Here is a 19108-nt window from a genome sequence, read left to right as displayed (position 1 = left end):
CCTAACCGGACAGATTGAAGTTGCCGGAACCGCCGTAGAGCGCGAGTGAGACGAGCAGGGTCACCGCCACGACGCAGATCAGCGAGAGCCGAACCCCGCGGCCCACTGCAGTTCCCACGCCCGACGGTCCCCCGGACGCGTTGTATCCGTAGTACGTGTGGATCAGCATCACCAGTAGTGCCATCACGAGCACTTGAACGAAGGACCATGCGACGTCGACCGGATCGAGGAACGTCGTGAAGTAGTGGTCGTAAAGACCGGAGGATTGACCGAACAGCACGACCGTGGTGAATCGTCCGGCCAGAAATGATCCTACGAGCGCCAGTGAGTACAGCGGCAAGATCGCGATCATCCCTGCGGTGACGCGGGTGCTGACGACGTACGGGACCGAACTGATCGCCATCGATTCGAGGGCGTCGATTTCCTCGCTGATGCGCATGGCACCGATCTGCGCGGTCGAACCTGCTCCGATCGTGGCCGACAGGCCGATTCCCGCGATGACCGGCGCAGCGATACGAACGTTGATGAAGGCGGAGAAGAATCCGGTGAGCGCTTCGACTCCGATATTTCCCAGCGAGCTGAAACCTTGGATCGCAATGGTGCCGCCCGAGGCTAGGGTCAGAAATCCTACGACCGCAACCGTGCCGCCGATCACTGCCAAAGCTCCGGTGCCCATGCTGATCTCGGCTACCAGCCTCAACACTTCTTTCGGGTGTTTGCGAATTGCCCACGGGATGTGAGCGATGGCGCGCGCGAAGAAGACAGCTTGTCGCCCGACGTCGTCGATCGAGCGTGACGTTCGAGCCACCCGCGCCCGCGTGCGTCCGAACTTGCCGATTTGTGCCAGCGAATCCGACAGCGTCACCTCGATCACCCCGCCGTCAATCGGATGCCGACCGCGGTGACGATGGTGTTGACGACGAACAACGCCATGAATGCGTACACCACCGTTTCGTTGACGGCCTCCCCCACGCCTTTCGGCCCACCCCGTACCGACAGTCCGCGATAGCAGGCCACCAATCCCGCCAGCATCCCGAACAGTGCAGCTTTGACCATCGACAACGCCACCTCGGGCAGGCCGGTCAGCAACGTGATTCCCTCGACGAAGGCGCCAGGGTTCACGCCCTGGAGAAACACCGAGAAGGCGTAACCGCCGGCGATGCCGATGACGCAGACGAGTCCGTTGAGCAGCAAAGCCACCACGGTCGACGCGACCACCCGCGGAATCACCAACCGATTGATCGGATCGATCCCGAGCACCTCCATGGCGTCGATCTCTTCACGAATCGTTCTCGATCCCAGATCGGCGGCGATGGCTGTCGCGCCCGCACCTGCCACGATCAGCACCGTCACCACCGGACCGACCTGAGTCACGGCACCGAGCGCGGCCCCGGCGCCGCTGAGGTCGGCGGCACCGATCTCGCGGAGAAGGATGTTGAGGGTGAAACTCACCAGGACCGTGAACGGCACGGCTACCAACACTGTCGGCACGATCGACACCCGGGCGATCATCCAACTCTGCTCGAGAAACTCCTGCACCTGAAAGCGGGTGCGGAACAAGCTCACTGCGACATCGGCGCCCATCCGGTAGAACTGGCCGAGTTCGCGCATCGGGCCCGCAAGTGCAACTCTTCCGCTGTACACGTCAATGCCCCGAAGGACATGACGTGGAGTTGCCGTAGTCGACCTTGAATTCCTTGATCCCGTTGAGCCAACCGGACGAGAGCCTGCTCGGATCGCCGAGCTTGCTGATGTCGGGCATGTGATCGGCGATCTTGCCGAAGATCAGATCGACCTCCATTCTGGCCAGGTTGGCGCCGACGCAGTAGTGCGGTCCGGTTCCTCCGAACGCGAGGTGCGGGTTCGGGTCTCGGGTGATGTCGAAGACGTCGGGGTTCTCGAAGACGGTTTCGTCGAAGTTCGCCGAGCCGTAGAGCAGTACGACACGCTGCCCCTTCGCAATCGTAGTGCCGGCAATCTGTGTGTCCACCACTGCTGTTCGTTGCATCGACGTCAGTGGCGAAGCCCAGCGGATGATCTCGTCCGCGGCGGTGCGCGGACGCTCACGCTTGTACAGTTCCCACTGATCCGGATGCTCGAGAAATGCCATCATGCCGAGTGTCGTTGCGTTGCGCGTCGTTTCGTTGCCTGCGACAGCCAACATGATGACGAAGAAACCGAACTGTTCCGGGGTGAGTTTCTGTCCGTCGATGTCGGCATGCACCAAGCGCGAGATGATGTCGTCGAGCGGTTCCTCCCGTCTCGCCTCGGCCAGTTGATAGGCGTAGCCCAGGATCTGCGCCGACGCCATCCGCGACTCGCCGGCGAGCGACTCGTCGTCGTATCCCGTCATCTGATTCGACCATTCGTACAGCTGACGGCGCCCGTCCTGCGGTACACCGATCAGCTCCGAGATCGCCTGCATCGGTAACTCGCTGGCGACCTGGCTGACAAAATCACCGCTACCTTCCGCCACGGCAGCCGACGCTATGTCTTCTGCCCGCGCTTCCAGCCCGGCCCGCATCGCTTCCACCGACCGCGGAGTGAACAAGCGCGCCACCAACTTGCGCAGCTGTGTGTGCTCAGGGGCGTCCTTGTTGATGAGGACGTGTTTTGTCGCCTCCAACTCCTCCGCCGAGATGTTGTCTTCATGCCGCGGAATGCAGCCGTTGACGTTGCTCGAGAACTCCTCGCTGCGCAACGAGACGTCGCGGACGTCTGCGTGGCGGGAGACAACCCAACAACCACCGTCGTGAAATCCGCCGGTACCCGGTTCCTGGGCGTTCCACCAGACCGGAGCGCATCGTCGTAGTTCGGCGAACTCGGCAAGCGGGACGCGCTCGCCGTACAGATGCGGGTCGGTCACGTCGAACCCGTCGGGAAGGTCGATCTCAGGCATTGCAGATGCTCCTTTACGGATGGGTGCCGGGTGCCGGGTGTTGCGTGTGAGCGCTAGTCGATCCGGTGGACCGGGTCGCTGTTCTGTGAGAACTCCTTGGCCCAGCGGTAGTCCGGCTTGCCGCTCGGCGCTCGAACGACCTCGTCGGCGATCCAGAAGGAACGCGGAATCTTGTAGCCGGCAAGCTGAGTGCGGGTGTGTTTTTCGATGGAATCGAAATCCGGTTCCACACCATCGCGGACGCGGAGGACCGCCGCCACCCGATTGCCCCACCGCTCGTCGGCAATGCCGATCACTGTTGCGTCGTAGATGTCGGGATGGGCCTTCACCACTGCTTCGACCTCTTCCACGAAGACTTTCTCACCGCCGGTGTTGACCACCATGTTTCCCCGGCCGAGGAGAGTGACCGAGCCGTCGTCCTCGATCCGCGCTCGGTCTCCGGTCACCACTGCCCGCGCGCCGTTCACCTCTCGGAATATCTCCGCCGACTTCACCGGATCGTTGTAGTAGCCGAGTGGGACGTTGCCGAGTTTCGCCAACCATCCTTCGGCCCCCGAACCCGGCTCCAACACACGGTTGTCGTCGTCGACGACGACCGTGAATCTGTTGGCGCCCACTTTGGGTCCGCCACGCTGCTCGAGCCCTTTGGTTGCGAATCCGATTCCGCCGAAGCCTGTTTCGGACGATCCAACCGAATCGGAGATCATCAGATTCGGAAAGACGTCGAAGAACGCGTCTTTGACCGATCCGGAGAAGAGCGCAGCGCCGGAGGCAAGAACAGCCAGGCTCGACGCATCCGGTTGCAATTCGTGATGGGCTTCGACCAGTGGACGGCCCATGGCGTCGCCGGTGATGACCATGACCTGGGGCCGATACTCGGCGACGACTTTCCAGACCTGCGCCGCATCGAACTTCGGTTCGAAGATGACGGTGTTTCCGGAGAACAGAGCGTTGAACGTCGGCATCAGTGCCGAGGTGTGGATCAGCGGTGGAAGCATGCACCACCGCATCGGTTCGGCTGCCGCGGCGCCACCGCGCGACTGCTGGTACTCGTCGGCGATCGGCTCACCCGAATAGAAGTCGTAACCGCCGGCCAACACGCGCCAGATGTCTTCCTGCCGCCAGACGACGCCTTTCGGTCGTCCGGTTGTTCCGCCGGTGTAGAGAACGTAGACGTCGTCGCCGGAACGCTCGGGAAAAGCATGTTCACCTACGCGCAGCGGGGATTGGTTGCCGAGCGCATCCTCGTACGCCACTGCCCCCGGAATCGACGGTTCGTTCCCGAGAGCGAGTTCGTCCGCCACCTCGATCACGTACTTGACCCGCGGCGCGGACACCAACGCCTCGGCGACCCGCTCAGCGAAACCACGATGGAATACCAACGCCGTGAGATCCGCATTCTCGTACAGATAAACCAATTCGTCGCTCGTGTAGCGGTAGTTCACCGTGATGGGAACGCCGCGGATCTTGAAGGCCGCGAGGACAGCAACCATCGCCTCGATCGAGTTGTGCAGTTGAATACCGATGTGCGAACCGACACCCAACCCGACGGACTGGAAGTAATGCGCCAATCGGTTGGCCCGCTCGTCGAGCTCACGGTATGTCACCTCCTCGCCGGAAACGATCAGCGCGAGGCGATCGGGCATCACATCGACGGAATGCTCGAACAGGTCTGCAAACGTGTACGCCATAGGTTGAGTCCTTCGGGTTCGGCCGGTCAGACGACGAAGAGAGGCAAAGGGATTCCGCGATCTTCGAATACGAATGCCGCGCCGGTACTGACCTTCGTAATGGCGACTTCGACGCATTCCGGAGCGGGCGCTTCGGTGATGTCGACGGCCAGAAGGAGCCCCGCGGCATCTTCGGCCACCACTCTCACGGTGAAGTGAGGATTCACGCCGCGGACCAAAGCCTGGAGGGGATCGAGGTGCTCGCTGCCGAGCAAGGTCGGCCAACCGCCGTCGCGGTCGACAAGAGCGTCTCGCGAGATCCACAGCTCCAGAGCACCGCCGTCCGGTCGGATCTCACTCTCCACATACTGCTTCGGATTCAGCAATGGATGCACGGACAGGACCAATGCCAACGATTCCAGAGTCGAAGGAAGCCCGAGCGCATCTCGAATACGCTGTGCCGCAACTCCCGCGATTCCGGTCAATTGCTTTCGCGTGATCTCGCGCGCCTTGTCTTCGTCGGCACGGCGGCGAACCGCTGCCAGAAAGCCCAACGCCAACAGATGATGCTGCACGCAGATCTCCTCTGCGATACGAACCAAGGCTGATCGCGAGAAGTCGGAAAACCTCAGGTCGGACAACAACGGACCCGAGTAGTCCGCCCTACCGTCCCCACCGTGATCGATCGGGCTCAGCTCGACCGTCACCGCGGCGGTGCATCCGATCTGCTCGGTGTGCGCGGTCATCACGGGAGGCGTGTGCGACGGGTCGATGGAAACGGTCCAGGCGCAGTGCGGATGTCGGTCCGCGGGCCTGCGCGGTGGTCGGTGAATCGGCCGGATCTGGGCGTGCGGGTTGGTCGCGATGGCCGTCGCATCGAAAGTCGGATCCTCGATGTCGTGACACATCGAGGTCACGAACTCATCGCCCAACGGCTCGACGTCCATGAGTGCTCCGCAATGATCGAGCCAGAATTCACCGTGCAGCGGATCGTCGACCCGGTATCGAAAGTCCATGAACTGTGGCGGAGCGCCGATGTCGAGTTGTAGCCCTTTGAAGATCGTCACGACGTCGTCGCCCTCGTATCCGAGGGCCTTCTGCATGCGGCGGGTGTACCAGGGACTGGCCGATTCCCACTCCTCGACGGCCACCTGCGCCATACCCTCGCGTCCGAATTCGACGATCAGATGCGCCATGCCCGAGCGATCGATCAGCTGCCCACACAGGAGCAACTCGGGCACCAACACGGCAAGGTCGCGCTGCGAGAGTGTCTCGAAGGAATCGCGTACCGTCATCGGACTCACCACAGCGAGACCGGCGCGGTGCCCACCGGATACCAGCCCGGTAGCGGGTCGCCCGAGATCGATCGCTGGACCCGGCCCTGCATCCCCTTCGAGAGAGCGTTGTTGCCGATCATCTCCATGAACAGTGCCGACACGTTCCCGAAGTCGAAGAAGTCACGCTGCCAGGACCATTGGAAGTCCCCGCCGTAACGGAACCAACTACCGCCGATACCGTAGACGGAGTAGTTGCTCCCGTCCTCACGCTTGGCATCGGAAATCTGCTTCCACAAGCCGATCACGTTTCCGCTACGTTCGTCGATCACAAAGTCTTGATACGGGTACTCCCAACCTTCGAGGCCCTTCATCTCGAGGCCGAGCGCGACTTCGCGAATCTCCTCGCGCCCCACTGCCATGAAATCCTGCTTGGGACCGTAGTTCCACCCGTACGTGGCGTCCTCGGTGTACATGTCCGCCAACGGTTTCCAATCACCGGCGGCTTCGGCCTTCTTGTTCGCCTCGATCCAGCGTTGGACCATCTCGTCGAGCTCTGCGCGGTCGAAACCCGTCATCTGAACTTCCTCCCTCGAGTACTTGAATTCGCTGCAATCAATCGACAATCCGCTGTAATCAGTCGACAATTCTCAGGGCGCCGGTCGGGCAGTACCTGACCGCCAGCTCGGCTTCACCGCGGAGCGACTCAGGTGGGTCCGAGTCCAGAAGACTGACCTTCCCCCGCTTCGGGACGACAAAGATCTCCGGTGCCTCGAGCTCACACGCCGCATGGCCTTGGCACAGGTCGAGGTCTACTTCGACGTGCATGATCACCCCTCACGCCCGGGACGTGTTCTGCGCCGGTACCTCACCGCGCACGGCTGCTGCAACTGGACGACCATCTTGCTGTGGTCGTTTCGGTAGGACTCCGACGGCTGCGCCATCTCGAACTCGAAGTCCCGCAGCAGGATCGAGAAGATCGCTTTGAGCTGCATCTGGGCGAATGCAGCACCGACGCAGCGATGCCGGCCGGCTCCGAACGGAATCCACGTCCAGCGGTTGACGATGTCCTCTTGATTCGGGTCGATGTACCTCCCGGGATCGAAGGTGTCCGGTCGGGGGAAGTCCTCGGCGATTCGATTGGAGATCGCGGGCGTCGCAGCGACAAGATGGCCCTCTCGGATCTCGAAGCCGCCCACTTCGAAATCTCCACGTGCCACCCGCAACAGGATGATCAACGGCGGATGCAGTCGAAGGGTTTCCTTGACCACGGCCTCGAGAACCGGAATCTGGCGCAGGGCATGAAAACTGATGTCGGCGCCGTCGGAGTACAGATTGTCGAGTTCGTCGACGACGTCCGTCATGGTGTCGGGATGCCGCAACATCTCGATCAGCGACCACGCTGCCGTGCCGGAAGTCGTGTGGTGGCCGGCGAACATCATCGAGATGAAGATGCCGGTGATCTCGTCGGCACTGAACCGGAGGTCGCCGTTCTCGTCCTTGACCGAGACCAACACGTCCAACATGTCGCGGTCCTCCTTGCCCTGCGGAGGATTCGCGATGCGCCCGTTCATGATGTCCTGTACCAGAGCGACCAACGCCAACCGGGCCTCGTCGCGGCGGCGGAAACTCTCGATCGGCGCGTACGGATCCACGAAAGCCAATGCATCCGTTCCCTGTTCGAGTTCGTGATACAGCTTGGCGAAGCTATCGTCCAGTTCGTCGCGGAACTTCTTGCCGATCAGGCACGCCGACGAGGTGTAGATGGTCAGCTCGGCGAAGAAGTCGAGCAGATCGATCTCGCCTTCGTCTCCCCACTGCGCGACCATCGCCTCGACCTCGCGGCCGATCGTGGCGGCGTGCCCGCGCATCTGTTCGCCGCGCAGAGCCGAGTTGTGGAGCATCTCCTTACGCCGCTCCGGGCTGGCATCGAAGACGACGCCTTCACCGAATATCGGCTTCATGAAGGGGTAAGCCGCTTGTTGGTCGAGATCCTCGTCGGTGGAGCGGAAGAAGAACTCGTTTGCCTCAGCTCCGGACAGCAGGATCACCGTGCGGTCGGCAAGTTGAAAGGCGCCGACGTCACCACATTCCTCACGCACCCGGCGCATGAGCGCTATCGGGTCGGTTCGCAGTTCCTCGAGATGCCCGTGCGGGAGATCCCCGCCGGACACCCGCGGCGGCTCGGGCAGTGTTCGCGACGTCTCCTGCACTCCGTGCGTCATGTCGTCTCCTGTGAGTTCGCAGTGGGAAGTTTGTCCAGTGGTGCCTCGGGCTGAACTTCGACGAGCACGATGTGTGCTCCTCGCGGCGCCGACACAACGGCGACGATGGCATTGGCGATGTCCGAGGCGCGCAGAAAGTAACCATGGCGGGCGAACCCCCACTTACTCCACGATTCCCCAACCGGTCCGATGATCTCCGGCGTCGTGTCCATCCCCATGCCGGTCAGTGTCGGCCCGGGTCGCACGATCGACGCGCGAATGCCTGTTCCTTCGAGCTCCATTCGCATCTGGCGCCCCATTGCTTCGAGCCCGGCCTTGGCCGCGTCGTAAGCACCCATGAGTGGACGCTGGCGCTCGGCACAATCCGAGCCGATCAGTACGAAGTCACCGCGCTGTCGTTGCCTCATGCCGGGGAGTACGCGATGCGCCAATCGCTGCGCACCAACGAGGTGGACTTGGATCTGCCGTGAGAACGCCTCTGGATCCATCTCGTCCGCAGCCCCGAATTCGAGGTCACCGGCACCGGAGACGACCATTTCGGTGGGACCGTGGACTGCCTCTGCGGCCGAGACGAATCCGTCGACCGAATCACCGTCCGTGACGTCGAGGAAGTGGGCGAACGCTTCACCACCATTGCTGCGGATCTTCTCGGCGATGGCTTCGCATTCGGTGACTCGACGCGCACCGAGCGCAACCGGATGGCCGAGTTCGGCCAGGGCATACGCAGTAGCGGTGCCGATTCCCGACGATGCACCACTGATCAATGCCGGCCGGCGAACTGGATTGGGTTCGAAACGAGGCATCAGCGCACCTGCACTTTCACCGGCAGGGCCGCAAAGCCCCGGACGTTTGTCGAATGAACACGCTCGATTCCGGACTCGTCGACTTCGTAGTCGCTGACCCGACGCCCGAACTCTGCGAGGGCGATCTTGGCTTCGAGCTTGGCAAGGTGGGCACCGAGACAGAAGTGCACGCCACCACCGAAACTCGCGAGTTTTCCCGACGAACTCCGGCCGATCTGGAAGCTGTCGGCATCCTCGAAGACGTCGGCGTCTCGGTTGGCCGATCCGATCAGGAGCAGGACCTTCTCCCCCGCCGGAATGGTGCGTCCGTGATATTCGAGGTCGACAACCGAAGTCCGAGCCACGATCTGGCTCGACGTGTCGTAGCGAAGAGTCTCTTCCACCCATTCCGAGGCTCGTTCGGGATCGTCGAGAACCGGTGTGATCTGCTCCCGGTGGTGCGAACCCCAGTACAGAGCGTTTCCGAGAAGCTTGGTCGTGGTCTCGTTTCCGGCCACGACCATCAGAAACATGAATCCGAGGATCTCCTGGTCCGAGAGTTTGTCTCCGTCGATCTCGGCATCGAGCAAGGCCGAGGTCAGATCGTCCGTCCGCGATCGGCGACGCTGCGCGATCATCTCCTTGTAGTAGCCCATCAAACTGATCGAAGCCTCCACCGCAGGTTGCGGCACGTCGAGAACACCCGCCTCTCGGTGCACCACCAGATCCGCCTTGCGCCGCAGTTCGGCCCTGTCGGATTCGGGAACCCCCATGAGTTCGGAGATGACGTCCATCGGCAGCTTTCCCGCCACCTCCGTAATCCAGTCGAACTCCCCCGCGCCCAACGCAGGTACCAGATGTTGCTTCGTGAGTTCGAGGATCCGGCCGTCGAGCTCCGCAACCCGTCGCGGTGTGAATCCGCGAGAAACCAACTGGCGCAACCGCATATGGCGGGGATCGTCCATCGCGAGAAACGACATCACATAATGCGCGTGTGGACCGTAGGCTGCGGGGTCGAGCGATACCCCGTTGGCGCTCGAGAGACGCTTGTTGTCCTTGAACCCGTCGACCACGTCCGCATATCGCGACAACGCCCAAAAGCCAACGTCCGGATTGTGATACAACGGTGATTCTTCGCGCAGACGCTTGTACGTCGGATACGGATCGTCGTGAAAGTGGTAGTCGTACGGATTGAAGACCACCGGATCGATCAAAGCTTCTGTCATGATTTCTCCAGGATCAGTAGAGCTGAGGCCTCGAGGCGTCCAGCGATTTGCGCGTAGGTTCCGTAGCCGATCCCTGCTCGCAGAAGCGCCCCGGCATAAAGCATTTCGAGCGCTTCCAACACTTCGGGTTCGCCATTCGGATCCAACGCCGAAGCGAGTCGTTGATGGATCTCGAGTCCGATCCGCCCGCGAAGATGTTCCACTTCAGGATCGGATCCGAGCAGTGCATTGGTCACGGCGGCCGATACCTCCGGTTCGTCCGCGAGAAGCAGCGCGATGTTTCGAAGTACAGACAGCACGTGCGCGGTGCGATCCAACCCTGAGCCATCAGGCGCCGACGAGTTCTGAAGTCTTCGCCAGAAAACCTCTGCGACCAGATGCTCCTTGGACGCGAAATACGTGTAGGCGGTCGCAGTTCCTACACCCGCTTCGGCCGCAACCGAACGGACAGTCAGTCCGGAAAACTCTTGTTTGCGTAGAACTTTCACTGTTGCTTCGGCAAGCCTGGCCACAGTTTCCGCCTGTTTGCCCGTGAGGCGCCTGCGAGTGGATTCATAGACAATCGATCCCCCGCCACTTGAATCGCCCCGTTTGCTGGACACGTGTCTGGACGTTACTACAGCACCCTGTCCAGGGCAACGAAATGGGGAAACTTCGAAAATTCACCACTCACAGGCAGCCACGAAGCGAAAAGTTCTACTACAGACCGATCTTCATCCCGGCACCAGCGTCCACGCGCAGTTGCTGGCCGGTGACGAATCGCGACTCGTCCGAGGACAGGTACACGACCGCATGCGAGATGTCCGCGGGCTCGACCCACGGGGTCGGCATCGCCTGCATGAACGGGAACGTCACTGCCGCATCCTCGGCGGTCGGATTCTCGAGGTCGGGACGGAACGTCCGGTACATCGGCATGCTCTGCAACATGTCGGTGTTCACGTTGGTCGGATGAATCGCGTTGACGCGAATGGAACTCGGCCCGAGAGTCAGTGCCAACGAACTGGTATATGCCTGAATCAGCTTCTTGGCCAGTCCGTATCCGTCGCCACCCGGACCCTGGAGCGCCTGCTGCCCGTTGAATCCGGTCTGTGGCACCAGACCGGCAACAGAGCCGATCGCGATGATCGAACCCCCTTCGCCGAGGTATTCCATCGACGCGTGCACTGTATTGACGACACCGAGAAAGTTCACATCGAACGCGTCGACGAAACCGGCAGTCGACACGTGCTTGCCGAGCGGACAGATACCGGCGTTCGCCACGACGACATGCAATCCGCCCAACTGACCTACCGCCTCGGCAAGTGCCGTTTCGAGTCCGGCGCGATCGCGGACGTCCACACGTGCCGTCACCACCTGCTGTCCGGTCTCTTTCACCAGTCGAGCCGTTTCCTCGAGATCGGCAGGACTGGCGAGCGGGTATTCGTTGCTGGCGATGTCTGCGCACAGATCGAAGGCGATGACGTGCGCGCCCTCCCGTGCGAGATGAACGGCATGACTGCGCCCCTGACCTCGAGCAGCACCGGTCACCAGCACCACTTTTCCGTCAACTCTGTTCATTTCGACCTCTCTCCCGTGAATGTGAAGGCGTGTACGTGAAGGCGTGCATGTGAAGGCGTGGTTGTGAATGTGCGGTGAACCGTAGCCGCGCCGCCCCGGACACGAGGCGCTTTTCACCGAAGCAGATCCCGAGACGCTCTCGAAATCTCTTATGCCCCAGAAACCATTGCCTCAACCACGAGTGTGAACTAGAGTCCAGACACATGTCCAGAAAGAGAGGGTTCGCGTTATGACGCTTCGACCCGCAGACAGTTCTGCACTTCTCGTCGACGGAAAGCTGGTTCCCGGATCCGGTGGAACCTTCGAAGTTTTCAACCCGGCCACCGAGGAACTGATCGGCCGTGCGGCCGAAGGCACCACCGCGGACATGGATGCGGCCATTGCCGCGGCGCGCCGTGCGTTCGACGAGACCGAATGGGCACGCGATCACGGGTTTCGCGCTCGCTGCCTGCGCCAACTGTGCGACGCACTCCAGTCCCACATCGAGGAGTTGCGTGAGATCACCGTCGCCGAGGTGGGCGCGCCCGTCATGCTGACGAGCGGTCCGCAACTCGAAGGCCCGATCGAAGATCTTCGCTACTGGGCCGATCTGATCGAAACCTATTCGTGGGAACAAGATCTCGGGCACGCGTCACCCATGGGGATTCCGACCCATCGCCGCGTGCTCAAGGAAGCGGTCGGCGTCGTCGGCGCAATCACACCGTGGAACTTCCCGCACCAGATCAATTTCGCCAAACTCGGCCCCGCCCTCGCGGCCGGCAACACCATCGTTCTCAAACCCGCGCCGGACACGCCCTGGTGCGCCGCGCTGGTCGCCAAGGTGATTGCAGAAGAAACCGAGATCCCGGCGGGCGTCGTCAACGTGGTGACGTCGACAGATCACTCTCTCGGCGCGCAGCTGTGCAGCGATCCGCGCGTCGATCTCGTGTCTTTCACCGGTTCCACCGCCACCGGACGCACGGTGATGGCCACGGCCGCGCAAACCCTCAAGAAGGTCTTCCTCGAACTCGGAGGCAAGTCCGCATTCATCGTCCTCGACGACGCGGACATCAAGGGTGCATGCTCGGTTGCCGCGTTCTCCGTGTGCGTTCATGCCGGTCAGGGATGCGCACTCAGTACCAGACTTCTTGTGCCGCGCGCTCGGTACGAAGATGCTCTGGCCGCGGCCTCCGCCGCGATGGCGGGTATCCGAGCCGGTGACCCCAGCGCGCGCGGAACGGTGTGTGGTCCGGTCATCTCCGCGCTCCAGCGCGCCAGGGTGGAGAGCTACCTCGCCCTCGCGGTCGAAGAGGGCGGCACGATCGTGACGGGTGGAGGCCGACCCGACGATCACCAGAGCGGCTTCTTCGTCGAACCCACTCTCATTGCCGGGCTGGACAACTCGTCTCGCGTAGCGCAGGAGGAGATTTTCGGGCCCGTTCTCGTGATCATTCCGTACGACAACGACGACGACGCTATCCGGATTGCCAACGATTCCCCCTACGGCCTGTCCGGGTCGGTGTGGGGCGCCGATCCCGATCGTGTCGCGCACGTCGTTGCCGGTGTCAGAACCGGAACGCTGAGCGTCAACGGCGGCGTCTGGTATTCGGCCGACGCACCGTTCGGCGGCTACAAACAATCCGGGATCGGCCGCGAAATGGGCCTCGCCGGTTTCGAGGAATACCTCGAAACCAAGCTCGTCGCTTCACCTTCCTGACATTCCACACCCTCACCCCACACCCTCACCACAGAATCATCACCACGAAAGTAGGTCGACATGGGACGTTTCGACGGTCGCACCGCGATAGTCACCGGAGCAGCGCAGGGTATCGGAGAGGCGTATGCCCGCGCTCTGGCCGCGGAGGGGGCCAACGTGGTCGTGGCGGATCTCAATCGCGAACTCGGTGAAGCTGTCGCCAAGCAGATCACGGCGGACGGTGGAAGTGCCGTGTTCAAGGACGTCGACGTCGCCGACGGGGAGTCGACTGCGGCACTTGCCGACTTCACGATCGAGCAGTTCGGTAGCATCGAGCATCTGGTGAACAACGCTGCCATCTACGGCGGAATGAAGATCGATTCCCTGTTGACGGTGGACTGGGACTACTACCGAAAGTTCATGAGCGTCAACATGGACGGCGCATTGCACGTGTGCCGGGCGGTGGTACCTCATATGCGCGCGAAGGGCGGTTCGATCGTCAACCAGTCCTCCACAGCAGCATGGCTGTACTCGAATTACTACGGACTCGCGAAAGCCGGCGTCAACAGCCTGACACAACAACTCGCGACCGAACTCGGCTGGTCGAACATCCGGATCAACGCCATCGCTCCCGGTCCCATCGACACGGAGGCGACTCGAACCGTCACCCCCGGCAACATCGTCAAGGACATGGTGAAGCGAATCCCGTTGCAGCGCATGGGAACGCCGGAGGATCTCGTCGGCATGTGCCTGTTCCTTCTCTCCGACGACGCAGGCTGGGTGACCGGGCAGATCTTCAACGTCGACGGAGGCCAGGTGTACCGGTCATGACGGAATCGGCGCCGAAAGCCAGCGCTTCGAAAACCAGACTGGGATACATCGGCCTAGGCAACATGGGCGCGCCGATGGCGCAGCGCCTCCTGGACTGGCCGGGCGGACTGGTGGTGTGTGATGCCCGCGCAGAAGCGCTCGAACCGTTCACCACTGCGGGCGCGAGCGCAGCATCGACGCCCGCCGACGTTGCAGCGCAGGCGAGCATCATCTCCGTCACGGTGCTCGACGACGCGCAGGTACGCGAGGTTGTGTGCGGGCCGCACGGGATCCTGTCGACCGCACAGCCAGGCACTGTCGTCGCGATTCACTCCACTATCTCGGACACCACGGCGGTGGAACTCGCTGACATCTGTCAACAGCGTGGTGTTCTGCTGGTCGACGCGCCGATCAGTGGCGGTGCCGGCGGCGCAGCGCAGGGCAGGCTGGCAGTGATGATCGGCGGCTCCGACGAGGCGTTCGAAGCCGTCCGCGAGCCCTTCGGATCCTGGGCCGAGCTGGTGGTTCACGCCGGTGACGTCGGCGCGGGAACGCGAATGAAGCTCGCACGCAACCTTCTTCACTTCGTCTCGTTCACCGCCACGACCGAGGCCGCGCGACTCGCCGAAGCAGCAGGACTCGATCTCCGCACGCTCGGAAAGGTCGTCAGGCACACCGATGCGATCACTGGTGGCGCGGGCGCGATCATGCTCCGCGACACCACCGCACCGGTCTCGGAGGACGACCCGTGGTTCTCGATACTGCGGCATGTTCGCAATCTCGGGGAGAAGGACTTGGCCTTGGCCATCGACCTCGGAGATCGGCTGAATCTCGACCTGCCGCTCGCGCACCTTGCGCTCGCCGGACTCGGTGCCGGTCTGGGCGTCGGGAATGACAGCGAAGACAGGCCGGCCGAACCTTCAAAGGCATCTTCGGCATCTACTACTCGGGAGCACGCATGACCGACACCACTCGCCTGACCGATGCCGGTGGAACCGACGAAAGCCGCATCTCCGAGGCCCGCGCTCGTGGCGTCGCGAAGATGAACGAGGTGTACGGCTGGGAGCTTCCCGCCGACGTTCCCGGCGACTTCTTCGCGGTCACCGCCGACCACCTCTTTGCTGACATCTGGACGCGACCGGGACTGTCCGTGCGTGACCGACGACTACTCCTGATCGGTGCCATCACCGCCCAGGGGCAGAACGATGTGGCAAAGATCCAGATCAACGCTGCTCTCCACAACGAGGAGTTGACCGAGCAGCAGTTCGAAGAGGCCGCGATCTTCCTGTGCCACTACGTCGGCTGGCCGCTGGCCACGGGACTCAACAATGCGCTGATCGCCGTGAAGGCCGACAGACGTAAAGCCGCGCGCGCCAAGGAGAAGGCCGCAGCCGATTCCGCGAAAACGGACACCGACTGACTTTCGATCGAGATACTGCCATCAGGGCATCAATCACACCCACCGATTCCCCCCACCAACCAACCAGAAGAACGAAGGATCCGAATCCATGGCCGAGGCCAGCTCAATCCGTCCGCAGTCCGCCGCAAGCATCGAGCAGTGGGACTTCGAGGCTGACGTCGTCGTCGCCGGCTACGGCATTGCCGGAGTGAGTGCTTCGATCGAGGCCGCGCGAGCGGGCGCCGACGTGTTGGTGCTCGAGCGCACGAGCGGCTGGGGCGGCGCTGCGGCGCTGGCAGGCGGATTCATCTATCTGGGCGGCGGGACCCCGTTGCAGCAGGCACTCGGGTTCGAGGACTCCCCCGCCAACATGAAATCGTTCATGATGGCCGCACTCGGGCCCGGCGCCGACGAGGAGAAGATCACCGACTACTGCGAAGGCAGTGTCGAGCACTACAACTGGCTCGTCGACAACGGTGTGCCGTTCAAGGAGAGTTTCTACGGCCAACCCGGCTGGGAAACACCCTTCGACGACGGACTCATGTATTCCGGCGGCGAGAACTCGGCACCGTTCAACACGATCGCGACACCGGCCCCTCGCGGGCACGTGCCGCAGATGAGCGGCAAGCGCACCGGGGAGAAGGGCGGTGGTTTCATGTTGATGAAGCCACTGATCGAGACGGCCGAAAGCCTCGGCGTACGAGCAGAATACGACATGCGAGTCCAGCGCCTGGTCGTCGACGGCGATCGAGTAGTCGGCATCATCGCCAAGCAGTACGGCAAGGAAGTGGCAGTTCGAGCACGCACGGGTGTCGTACTGGCGACGGGAAGCTTCGCCTACAACGAAGCGATGATCCAGTCGTACGCCCCACGGCTGATCGGGCGCCCCGGTGCGGCTATCGAAGAGCACGACGGCAAGGCCATCCAGATGGCGCAGGCACTCGGCGCCGACCTCGCACACATGGACGCAACCGAGGTCGCATTCTTCGGCGACCCCCAGTTGATGATCCGCGGCATTCTCGTCAACGGACGCGGCCAGCGCTACGTCAACGAAGACACGTATCCGGGAAGAATCGGCCAGGAGACGCTGCTGCGCAACGAGAATCAGGCCTACCTGATCATCGACGAAGCTTCCTACGAAGAGGGCTGCGCCGCCGACAGTTCCACACCGTTCTTCAGATTCCAGCCCAAGTGGGTGGCCGAGACCGTCGAGGAACTCGAATCCGACATGGGCCTGCCGGAAGGCACCCTTCAGTCGACGGTCGAGGTCTACAACCGGCACGCCGCCCGTGGTGAAGACCCGGTACTCGGTAAGAAGAAGGAGTGGGTCAAGCCGATCGGCTCACCCGTCGCTGCGCTCGACCTTCGCAATTTCACCGCCGGATTCACGCTCGGCGGTCTGCGCACGTCGATCAACTCGGAGGTCATCCACGTCTCCGGCGAACCGATCCCGGGTTTGTTTGCCGCTGGACGCTGCACCGCCGGCGTCTGCGCCGGTGGATACGCCTCCGGAACGTCCCTCGGTGACGGCAGCTTCTACGGGCGACGCGCGGGAATCAGCGCTGCCAAGGGCTGAGCGTCTCTTCTCAAATGTCAGCATCCTCAATGTCAGCATCCTCGCTGCGACGTTCGAGGAACAACGTGTCACGCCACCTGCCACCGAGTTGAGCGATACGCGAGCGAGTGCCGACGATTCGGAATCCGACGGCCTGATGCAAGGCGACACTCGCCCGGTTCTCCGGGAAGATCGACGACTGCACCGTCCAGATCTCACTGGCGTCGGCGGCTTGCACCTGTCGGCGAAGCAGCAGCTTGCCCACGCCGCGCCCGCGAGCGCCACTACCGATGTAGATGGAGTTCTCGGCGACCCCGCGGTAGCAATCACGCGAGGACACCGGGCTCAGGCTCGCCCAGCCTTCGACTCGGCCGTCGATCTCGGCGACCCATCGATGATCGGGCAACCATTGCGCGTCGAGCTTCTCGGCTGACGGCACCGACGTGGTGAACGTCGCGGTTCCGGTGTCGATTCCTTCGCGGTAGATCGAGCGCACGGCATCCCAGTCGCCGGATTCCATGCGGCGCAGCACCACATCGTCGGGAAGAACTCCCAGTGTGTCTTCGACCGGGCCACGCGCAGCCACGACGGCGGCCGCTGCCATCAGATCGGAGTATGCCGTTCCGGCAACACTGACAACCGAAGTGCCTTCACGCACCGAAGCCTCGACAAAACCGACCTCGATCAAGGCCTCGAGGTGAGCACTCAGCGCCGACGGCTCGAGTGATGCGGCGTGTGCAATCGTGTCGACGTCGATCGGACCGCCGGCAGCGAGTCGGAGCACTCGCAGCCGCGTCGGATCACCAAGGCACGCAAACCTGCGCGCAAGTACATCGGTGTCGAGGGGCGCGAGTGTTTCTGAACTCATGTGGCGACTATAACGCCGCTGACCTGCAGTTCGGTCGGCTAGGTGGGGCGAGCGGGCCCCGAAGTGAGAAACAACTCAGCCGCCGATCCTCGGGTTCACCGGCTAACGCGCACCGATCGACTCGGCAATCATCGACCACGAGTTGTGAAGATCGTCCTGCCAATAACCCCAGGAGTGAGTGCCGGTTGCCCGGAAATCATAGGTGGCCGGGATGCCCAGGGAGTCGAGCCGCTCGGCCAAACGCTGGGTGCACTGGTTCGTCCCGGCCTCGATGACTCCACCCACGATCACCTGGTTCGCCAGAACGCCGAGGTCGCCGTTGACCATCGGTCCGCCCAGATTCTCGTGTGGGCCGGGCAGGCCCGATCCATTGCTGATGTAGAGGTCGACGCCCCGCAATCTCTCGGCGTTGACCACAGGATCGTTGGCTACCCAGCCCGGACCGCCGGGAGGACCCCACATGTTGTCCACGTTGCCGCCGCGAAATCCGACCACGAATCTCACGTAGTCCTGACCGGGTTGAGTACTCGTCTCGGCGCACCCGCTGAAAGCACCGACGGCACGGTAAACGGATGGCGCCGCCTCGGCCAGGCTCAGAACCGAGGTACCTGCCATCGACAATCCGGCAACGGCATTCACACCCGTCGTCCCGAGCGTGGCATCGACGATCGGTGGCAACTCCTCGGTGAGGAACGTGGTCCACTTGTTCAGCCCGAGAACAGGATCGGGCTTCTCCCAGTCGGTGTAGTAGCTGTAGGCACCGCCGATCGGGTTGACGACGTTGACGTTCTTGTCGCCGAAGAAGTCGACGACGTCTGTGCGTGTCTGCCAGGTCGCCGTGTCCTCGCCTCCGCCCGCGCCGTTGAGCAGGTAGAGAGTCGGCCGGGGCGCACTCGTGTCTGCCGGCCGAATCACCTCGAGTGGGATCACCTTGTCCATTGCAGCGGAGTAGACGTACATCGTCAGCTGACGGGCGTTGATTTCCTCGACGTGATCGAGAGCTGAACCACCTGGAGGGGATGTTCGCGCCTGATCAGCCGAGGCAAGCGCCGCTTCACCGAACAATCCCGTCCATGCGACGAGGGCGACGACCAGTATCGCCCGAGTACGTCCGATCCTTCTCATTGCCGCTCCTCGTGCTCGATTGCGGTGCCCGGCAACAGCTCGG

The 19108-nt window shown here is 62.5% G+C and carries 19 protein-coding genes; 5 read left to right on the top strand and 14 right to left on the bottom strand.

All coding sequences use genetic code 11. The annotated features are described in order from the left end of the window. Position 1: 1 nt before the first annotated feature. The 12 genes from H351_RS16080 to H351_RS16025 form a co-directional block, all read right to left on the bottom strand. The gene (locus H351_RS16080; RefSeq protein WP_003944051.1) at positions 2 to 874 is read right to left on the bottom strand and encodes an MlaE family ABC transporter permease; all 873 of its coding nucleotides are present in this window, start codon (positions 872 to 874) and stop codon (positions 2 to 4) included. Next, on the bottom strand, positions 871 to 1611 hold the full coding sequence (locus H351_RS16075) for an MlaE family ABC transporter permease (protein WP_029255484.1): 741 nt from the start codon (positions 1609 to 1611) through the stop codon (positions 871 to 873). Before H351_RS16075 ends, H351_RS16080 begins: the two co-directional genes overlap by 4 nt. A 34-nt stretch (positions 1612 to 1645) precedes the next feature. Beyond that, positions 1646 to 2899 (bottom strand): cytochrome P450, encoded by a 1254-nt coding sequence (locus tag H351_RS16070; RefSeq protein ID WP_019748675.1) that lies wholly within the window; start codon positions 2897 to 2899, stop codon positions 1646 to 1648. A gap of 53 nt (positions 2900 to 2952) precedes the next feature. Then, on the bottom strand, positions 2953 to 4590 hold the full coding sequence (locus tag H351_RS16065; protein WP_019748676.1) for an acyl-CoA synthetase: 1638 nt from the start codon (positions 4588 to 4590) through the stop codon (positions 2953 to 2955). 26 nt (positions 4591 to 4616) lie between these two features. After that, positions 4617 to 5864, bottom strand: a complete 1248-nt coding sequence (locus H351_RS16060; RefSeq protein WP_029255485.1) for a hypothetical protein — start codon at positions 5862 to 5864, stop codon at positions 4617 to 4619. Between the two features lie 5 nt (positions 5865 to 5869). Continuing rightward, positions 5870 to 6421, bottom strand: a complete 552-nt coding sequence (locus tag H351_RS16055) for a Cif family virulence factor (RefSeq protein ID WP_029255486.1) — start codon at positions 6419 to 6421, stop codon at positions 5870 to 5872. Between the two features lie 58 nt (positions 6422 to 6479). After that, positions 6480 to 6671 carry a ferredoxin gene (locus tag H351_RS16050; RefSeq protein ID WP_029255487.1) on the bottom strand — a complete coding sequence of 64 codons (192 nt, stop codon included), beginning with the start codon at positions 6669 to 6671 and terminating at the stop codon, positions 6480 to 6482. A 2-nt stretch (positions 6672 to 6673) separates the two neighbouring features. Next, positions 6674 to 8068 carry a cytochrome P450 gene (locus tag H351_RS16045; protein WP_019748680.1) on the bottom strand — a complete coding sequence of 465 codons (1395 nt, stop codon included), beginning with the start codon at positions 8066 to 8068 and terminating at the stop codon, positions 6674 to 6676. After that, entirely contained in the window at positions 8065 to 8871 is an 807-nt protein-coding gene (locus H351_RS16040) for an SDR family oxidoreductase (protein WP_020907946.1), read from the bottom strand. Before H351_RS16040 ends, H351_RS16045 begins: the two co-directional genes overlap by 4 nt. Beyond that, complete coding sequence (locus H351_RS16035) at positions 8871 to 10076, bottom strand: cytochrome P450 (RefSeq protein WP_029255488.1); 1206 nt, start codon at positions 10074 to 10076, stop codon at positions 8871 to 8873. The genes H351_RS16040 and H351_RS16035 overlap by 1 nt, the downstream gene beginning before the upstream one ends. Further along, positions 10073 to 10639: a TetR/AcrR family transcriptional regulator gene (locus H351_RS16030; protein ID WP_024487471.1), complete on the bottom strand. Its 567-nt coding sequence runs from the start codon at positions 10637 to 10639 to the stop codon at positions 10073 to 10075. Before H351_RS16030 ends, H351_RS16035 begins: the two co-directional genes overlap by 4 nt. Before the next feature lie 136 nt (positions 10640 to 10775). Next, complete coding sequence (locus H351_RS16025; RefSeq protein ID WP_029255489.1) at positions 10776 to 11633, bottom strand: mycofactocin-coupled SDR family oxidoreductase; 858 nt, start codon at positions 11631 to 11633, stop codon at positions 10776 to 10778. A gap of 229 nt (positions 11634 to 11862) precedes the next feature. On the opposite strand from H351_RS16025, the gene H351_RS16020 reads away from it, so the two are divergent. The 5 genes from H351_RS16020 (at position 11863) to H351_RS16000 (ending at position 17093) form a co-directional block, all read left to right on the top strand. After that, a complete protein-coding gene (locus H351_RS16020) occupies positions 11863 to 13329 on the top strand; it encodes an aldehyde dehydrogenase (RefSeq protein ID WP_029255490.1) in 1467 nt (488 codons plus the stop codon). Positions 13330 to 13389: 60 nt separating this feature from the next. After that, positions 13390 to 14139 (top strand): SDR family oxidoreductase, encoded by a 750-nt coding sequence (locus H351_RS16015; RefSeq protein ID WP_007728639.1) that lies wholly within the window; start codon positions 13390 to 13392, stop codon positions 14137 to 14139. After that, positions 14136 to 15080 carry an NAD(P)-dependent oxidoreductase gene (locus tag H351_RS16010; RefSeq protein ID WP_029255491.1) on the top strand — a complete coding sequence of 315 codons (945 nt, stop codon included), beginning with the start codon at positions 14136 to 14138 and terminating at the stop codon, positions 15078 to 15080. Before H351_RS16015 ends, H351_RS16010 begins: the two co-directional genes overlap by 4 nt. Further along, a complete protein-coding gene (locus H351_RS16005; RefSeq protein ID WP_051636480.1) occupies positions 15077 to 15538 on the top strand; it encodes a carboxymuconolactone decarboxylase family protein in 462 nt (153 codons plus the stop codon). Before H351_RS16010 ends, H351_RS16005 begins: the two co-directional genes overlap by 4 nt. 88 nt (positions 15539 to 15626) lie before the next feature. Beyond that, positions 15627 to 17093: an FAD-dependent oxidoreductase gene (locus H351_RS16000; RefSeq protein ID WP_020907950.1), complete on the top strand. Its 1467-nt coding sequence runs from the start codon at positions 15627 to 15629 to the stop codon at positions 17091 to 17093. Between the two features lie 10 nt (positions 17094 to 17103). Here the strand turns inward: H351_RS16000 and H351_RS15995 are convergent, their stop codons facing one another. Beyond that, complete coding sequence (locus H351_RS15995; protein WP_019748689.1) at positions 17104 to 17940, bottom strand: helix-turn-helix domain-containing GNAT family N-acetyltransferase; 837 nt, start codon at positions 17938 to 17940, stop codon at positions 17104 to 17106. A 102-nt stretch (positions 17941 to 18042) separates the two neighbouring features. Continuing rightward, positions 18043 to 19065 (bottom strand): alpha/beta hydrolase, encoded by a 1023-nt coding sequence (locus tag H351_RS15990; RefSeq protein WP_019748690.1) that lies wholly within the window; start codon positions 19063 to 19065, stop codon positions 18043 to 18045. Between the last annotated feature and the right edge of the window lie 43 nt (positions 19066 to 19108).

It is taken from the genome of Rhodococcus erythropolis R138 (assembly GCF_000696675.2).
Lineage (GTDB): Bacteria > Actinomycetota > Actinomycetes > Mycobacteriales > Mycobacteriaceae > Rhodococcus_F > Rhodococcus_F erythropolis.
The sequence above is the reverse complement of the archived record's forward strand: the minus strand, read 5'-3'. Positions and strand labels throughout refer to the sequence as shown.

Bases quoted from the DNA above. Each gene is read 5' to 3' on its own strand.
- H351_RS16025 (WP_029255489.1), bottom strand. From the start codon at position 11,633: ATGAACAGAGTTGACGGAAAAGTGGTGCTGGTGACCGGTGCTGCTCGA.
- H351_RS16055 (WP_029255486.1), bottom strand. From the start codon at position 6,421: ATGACGGGTTTCGACCGCGCAGAGCTCGACGAGATGGTCCAACGCTGG.
- H351_RS16065 (WP_019748676.1), bottom strand. From the start codon at position 4,590: ATGGCGTACACGTTTGCAGACCTGTTCGAGCATTCCGTCGATGTGATG.
- H351_RS16000 (WP_020907950.1), top strand. From the start codon at position 15,627: ATGGCCGAGGCCAGCTCAATCCGTCCGCAGTCCGCCGCAAGCATCGAG.
- H351_RS16015 (WP_007728639.1), top strand. From the start codon at position 13,390: ATGGGACGTTTCGACGGTCGCACCGCGATAGTCACCGGAGCAGCGCAG.
- H351_RS15995 (WP_019748689.1), bottom strand. From the start codon at position 17,940: ATGAGTTCAGAAACACTCGCGCCCCTCGACACCGATGTACTTGCGCGC.
- H351_RS16035 (WP_029255488.1), bottom strand. From the start codon at position 10,076: ATGACAGAAGCTTTGATCGATCCGGTGGTCTTCAATCCGTACGACTAC.
- H351_RS16050 (WP_029255487.1), bottom strand. From the start codon at position 6,671: ATGCACGTCGAAGTAGACCTCGACCTGTGCCAAGGCCATGCGGCGTGT.
- H351_RS16010 (WP_029255491.1), top strand. From the start codon at position 14,136: ATGACGGAATCGGCGCCGAAAGCCAGCGCTTCGAAAACCAGACTGGGA.
- H351_RS16020 (WP_029255490.1), top strand. From the start codon at position 11,863: ATGACGCTTCGACCCGCAGACAGTTCTGCACTTCTCGTCGACGGAAAG.
- H351_RS16060 (WP_029255485.1), bottom strand. From the start codon at position 5,864: ATGACGGTACGCGATTCCTTCGAGACACTCTCGCAGCGCGACCTTGCC.
- H351_RS15990 (WP_019748690.1), bottom strand. From the start codon at position 19,065: ATGAGAAGGATCGGACGTACTCGGGCGATACTGGTCGTCGCCCTCGTC.
- H351_RS16075 (WP_029255484.1), bottom strand. From the start codon at position 1,611: ATGCGCGAACTCGGCCAGTTCTACCGGATGGGCGCCGATGTCGCAGTG.
- H351_RS16070 (WP_019748675.1), bottom strand. From the start codon at position 2,899: ATGCCTGAGATCGACCTTCCCGACGGGTTCGACGTGACCGACCCGCAT.
- H351_RS16005 (WP_051636480.1), top strand. From the start codon at position 15,077: ATGACCGACACCACTCGCCTGACCGATGCCGGTGGAACCGACGAAAGC.
- H351_RS16045 (WP_019748680.1), bottom strand. From the start codon at position 8,068: ATGACGCACGGAGTGCAGGAGACGTCGCGAACACTGCCCGAGCCGCCG.
- H351_RS16040 (WP_020907946.1), bottom strand. From the start codon at position 8,871: ATGCCTCGTTTCGAACCCAATCCAGTTCGCCGGCCGGCATTGATCAGT.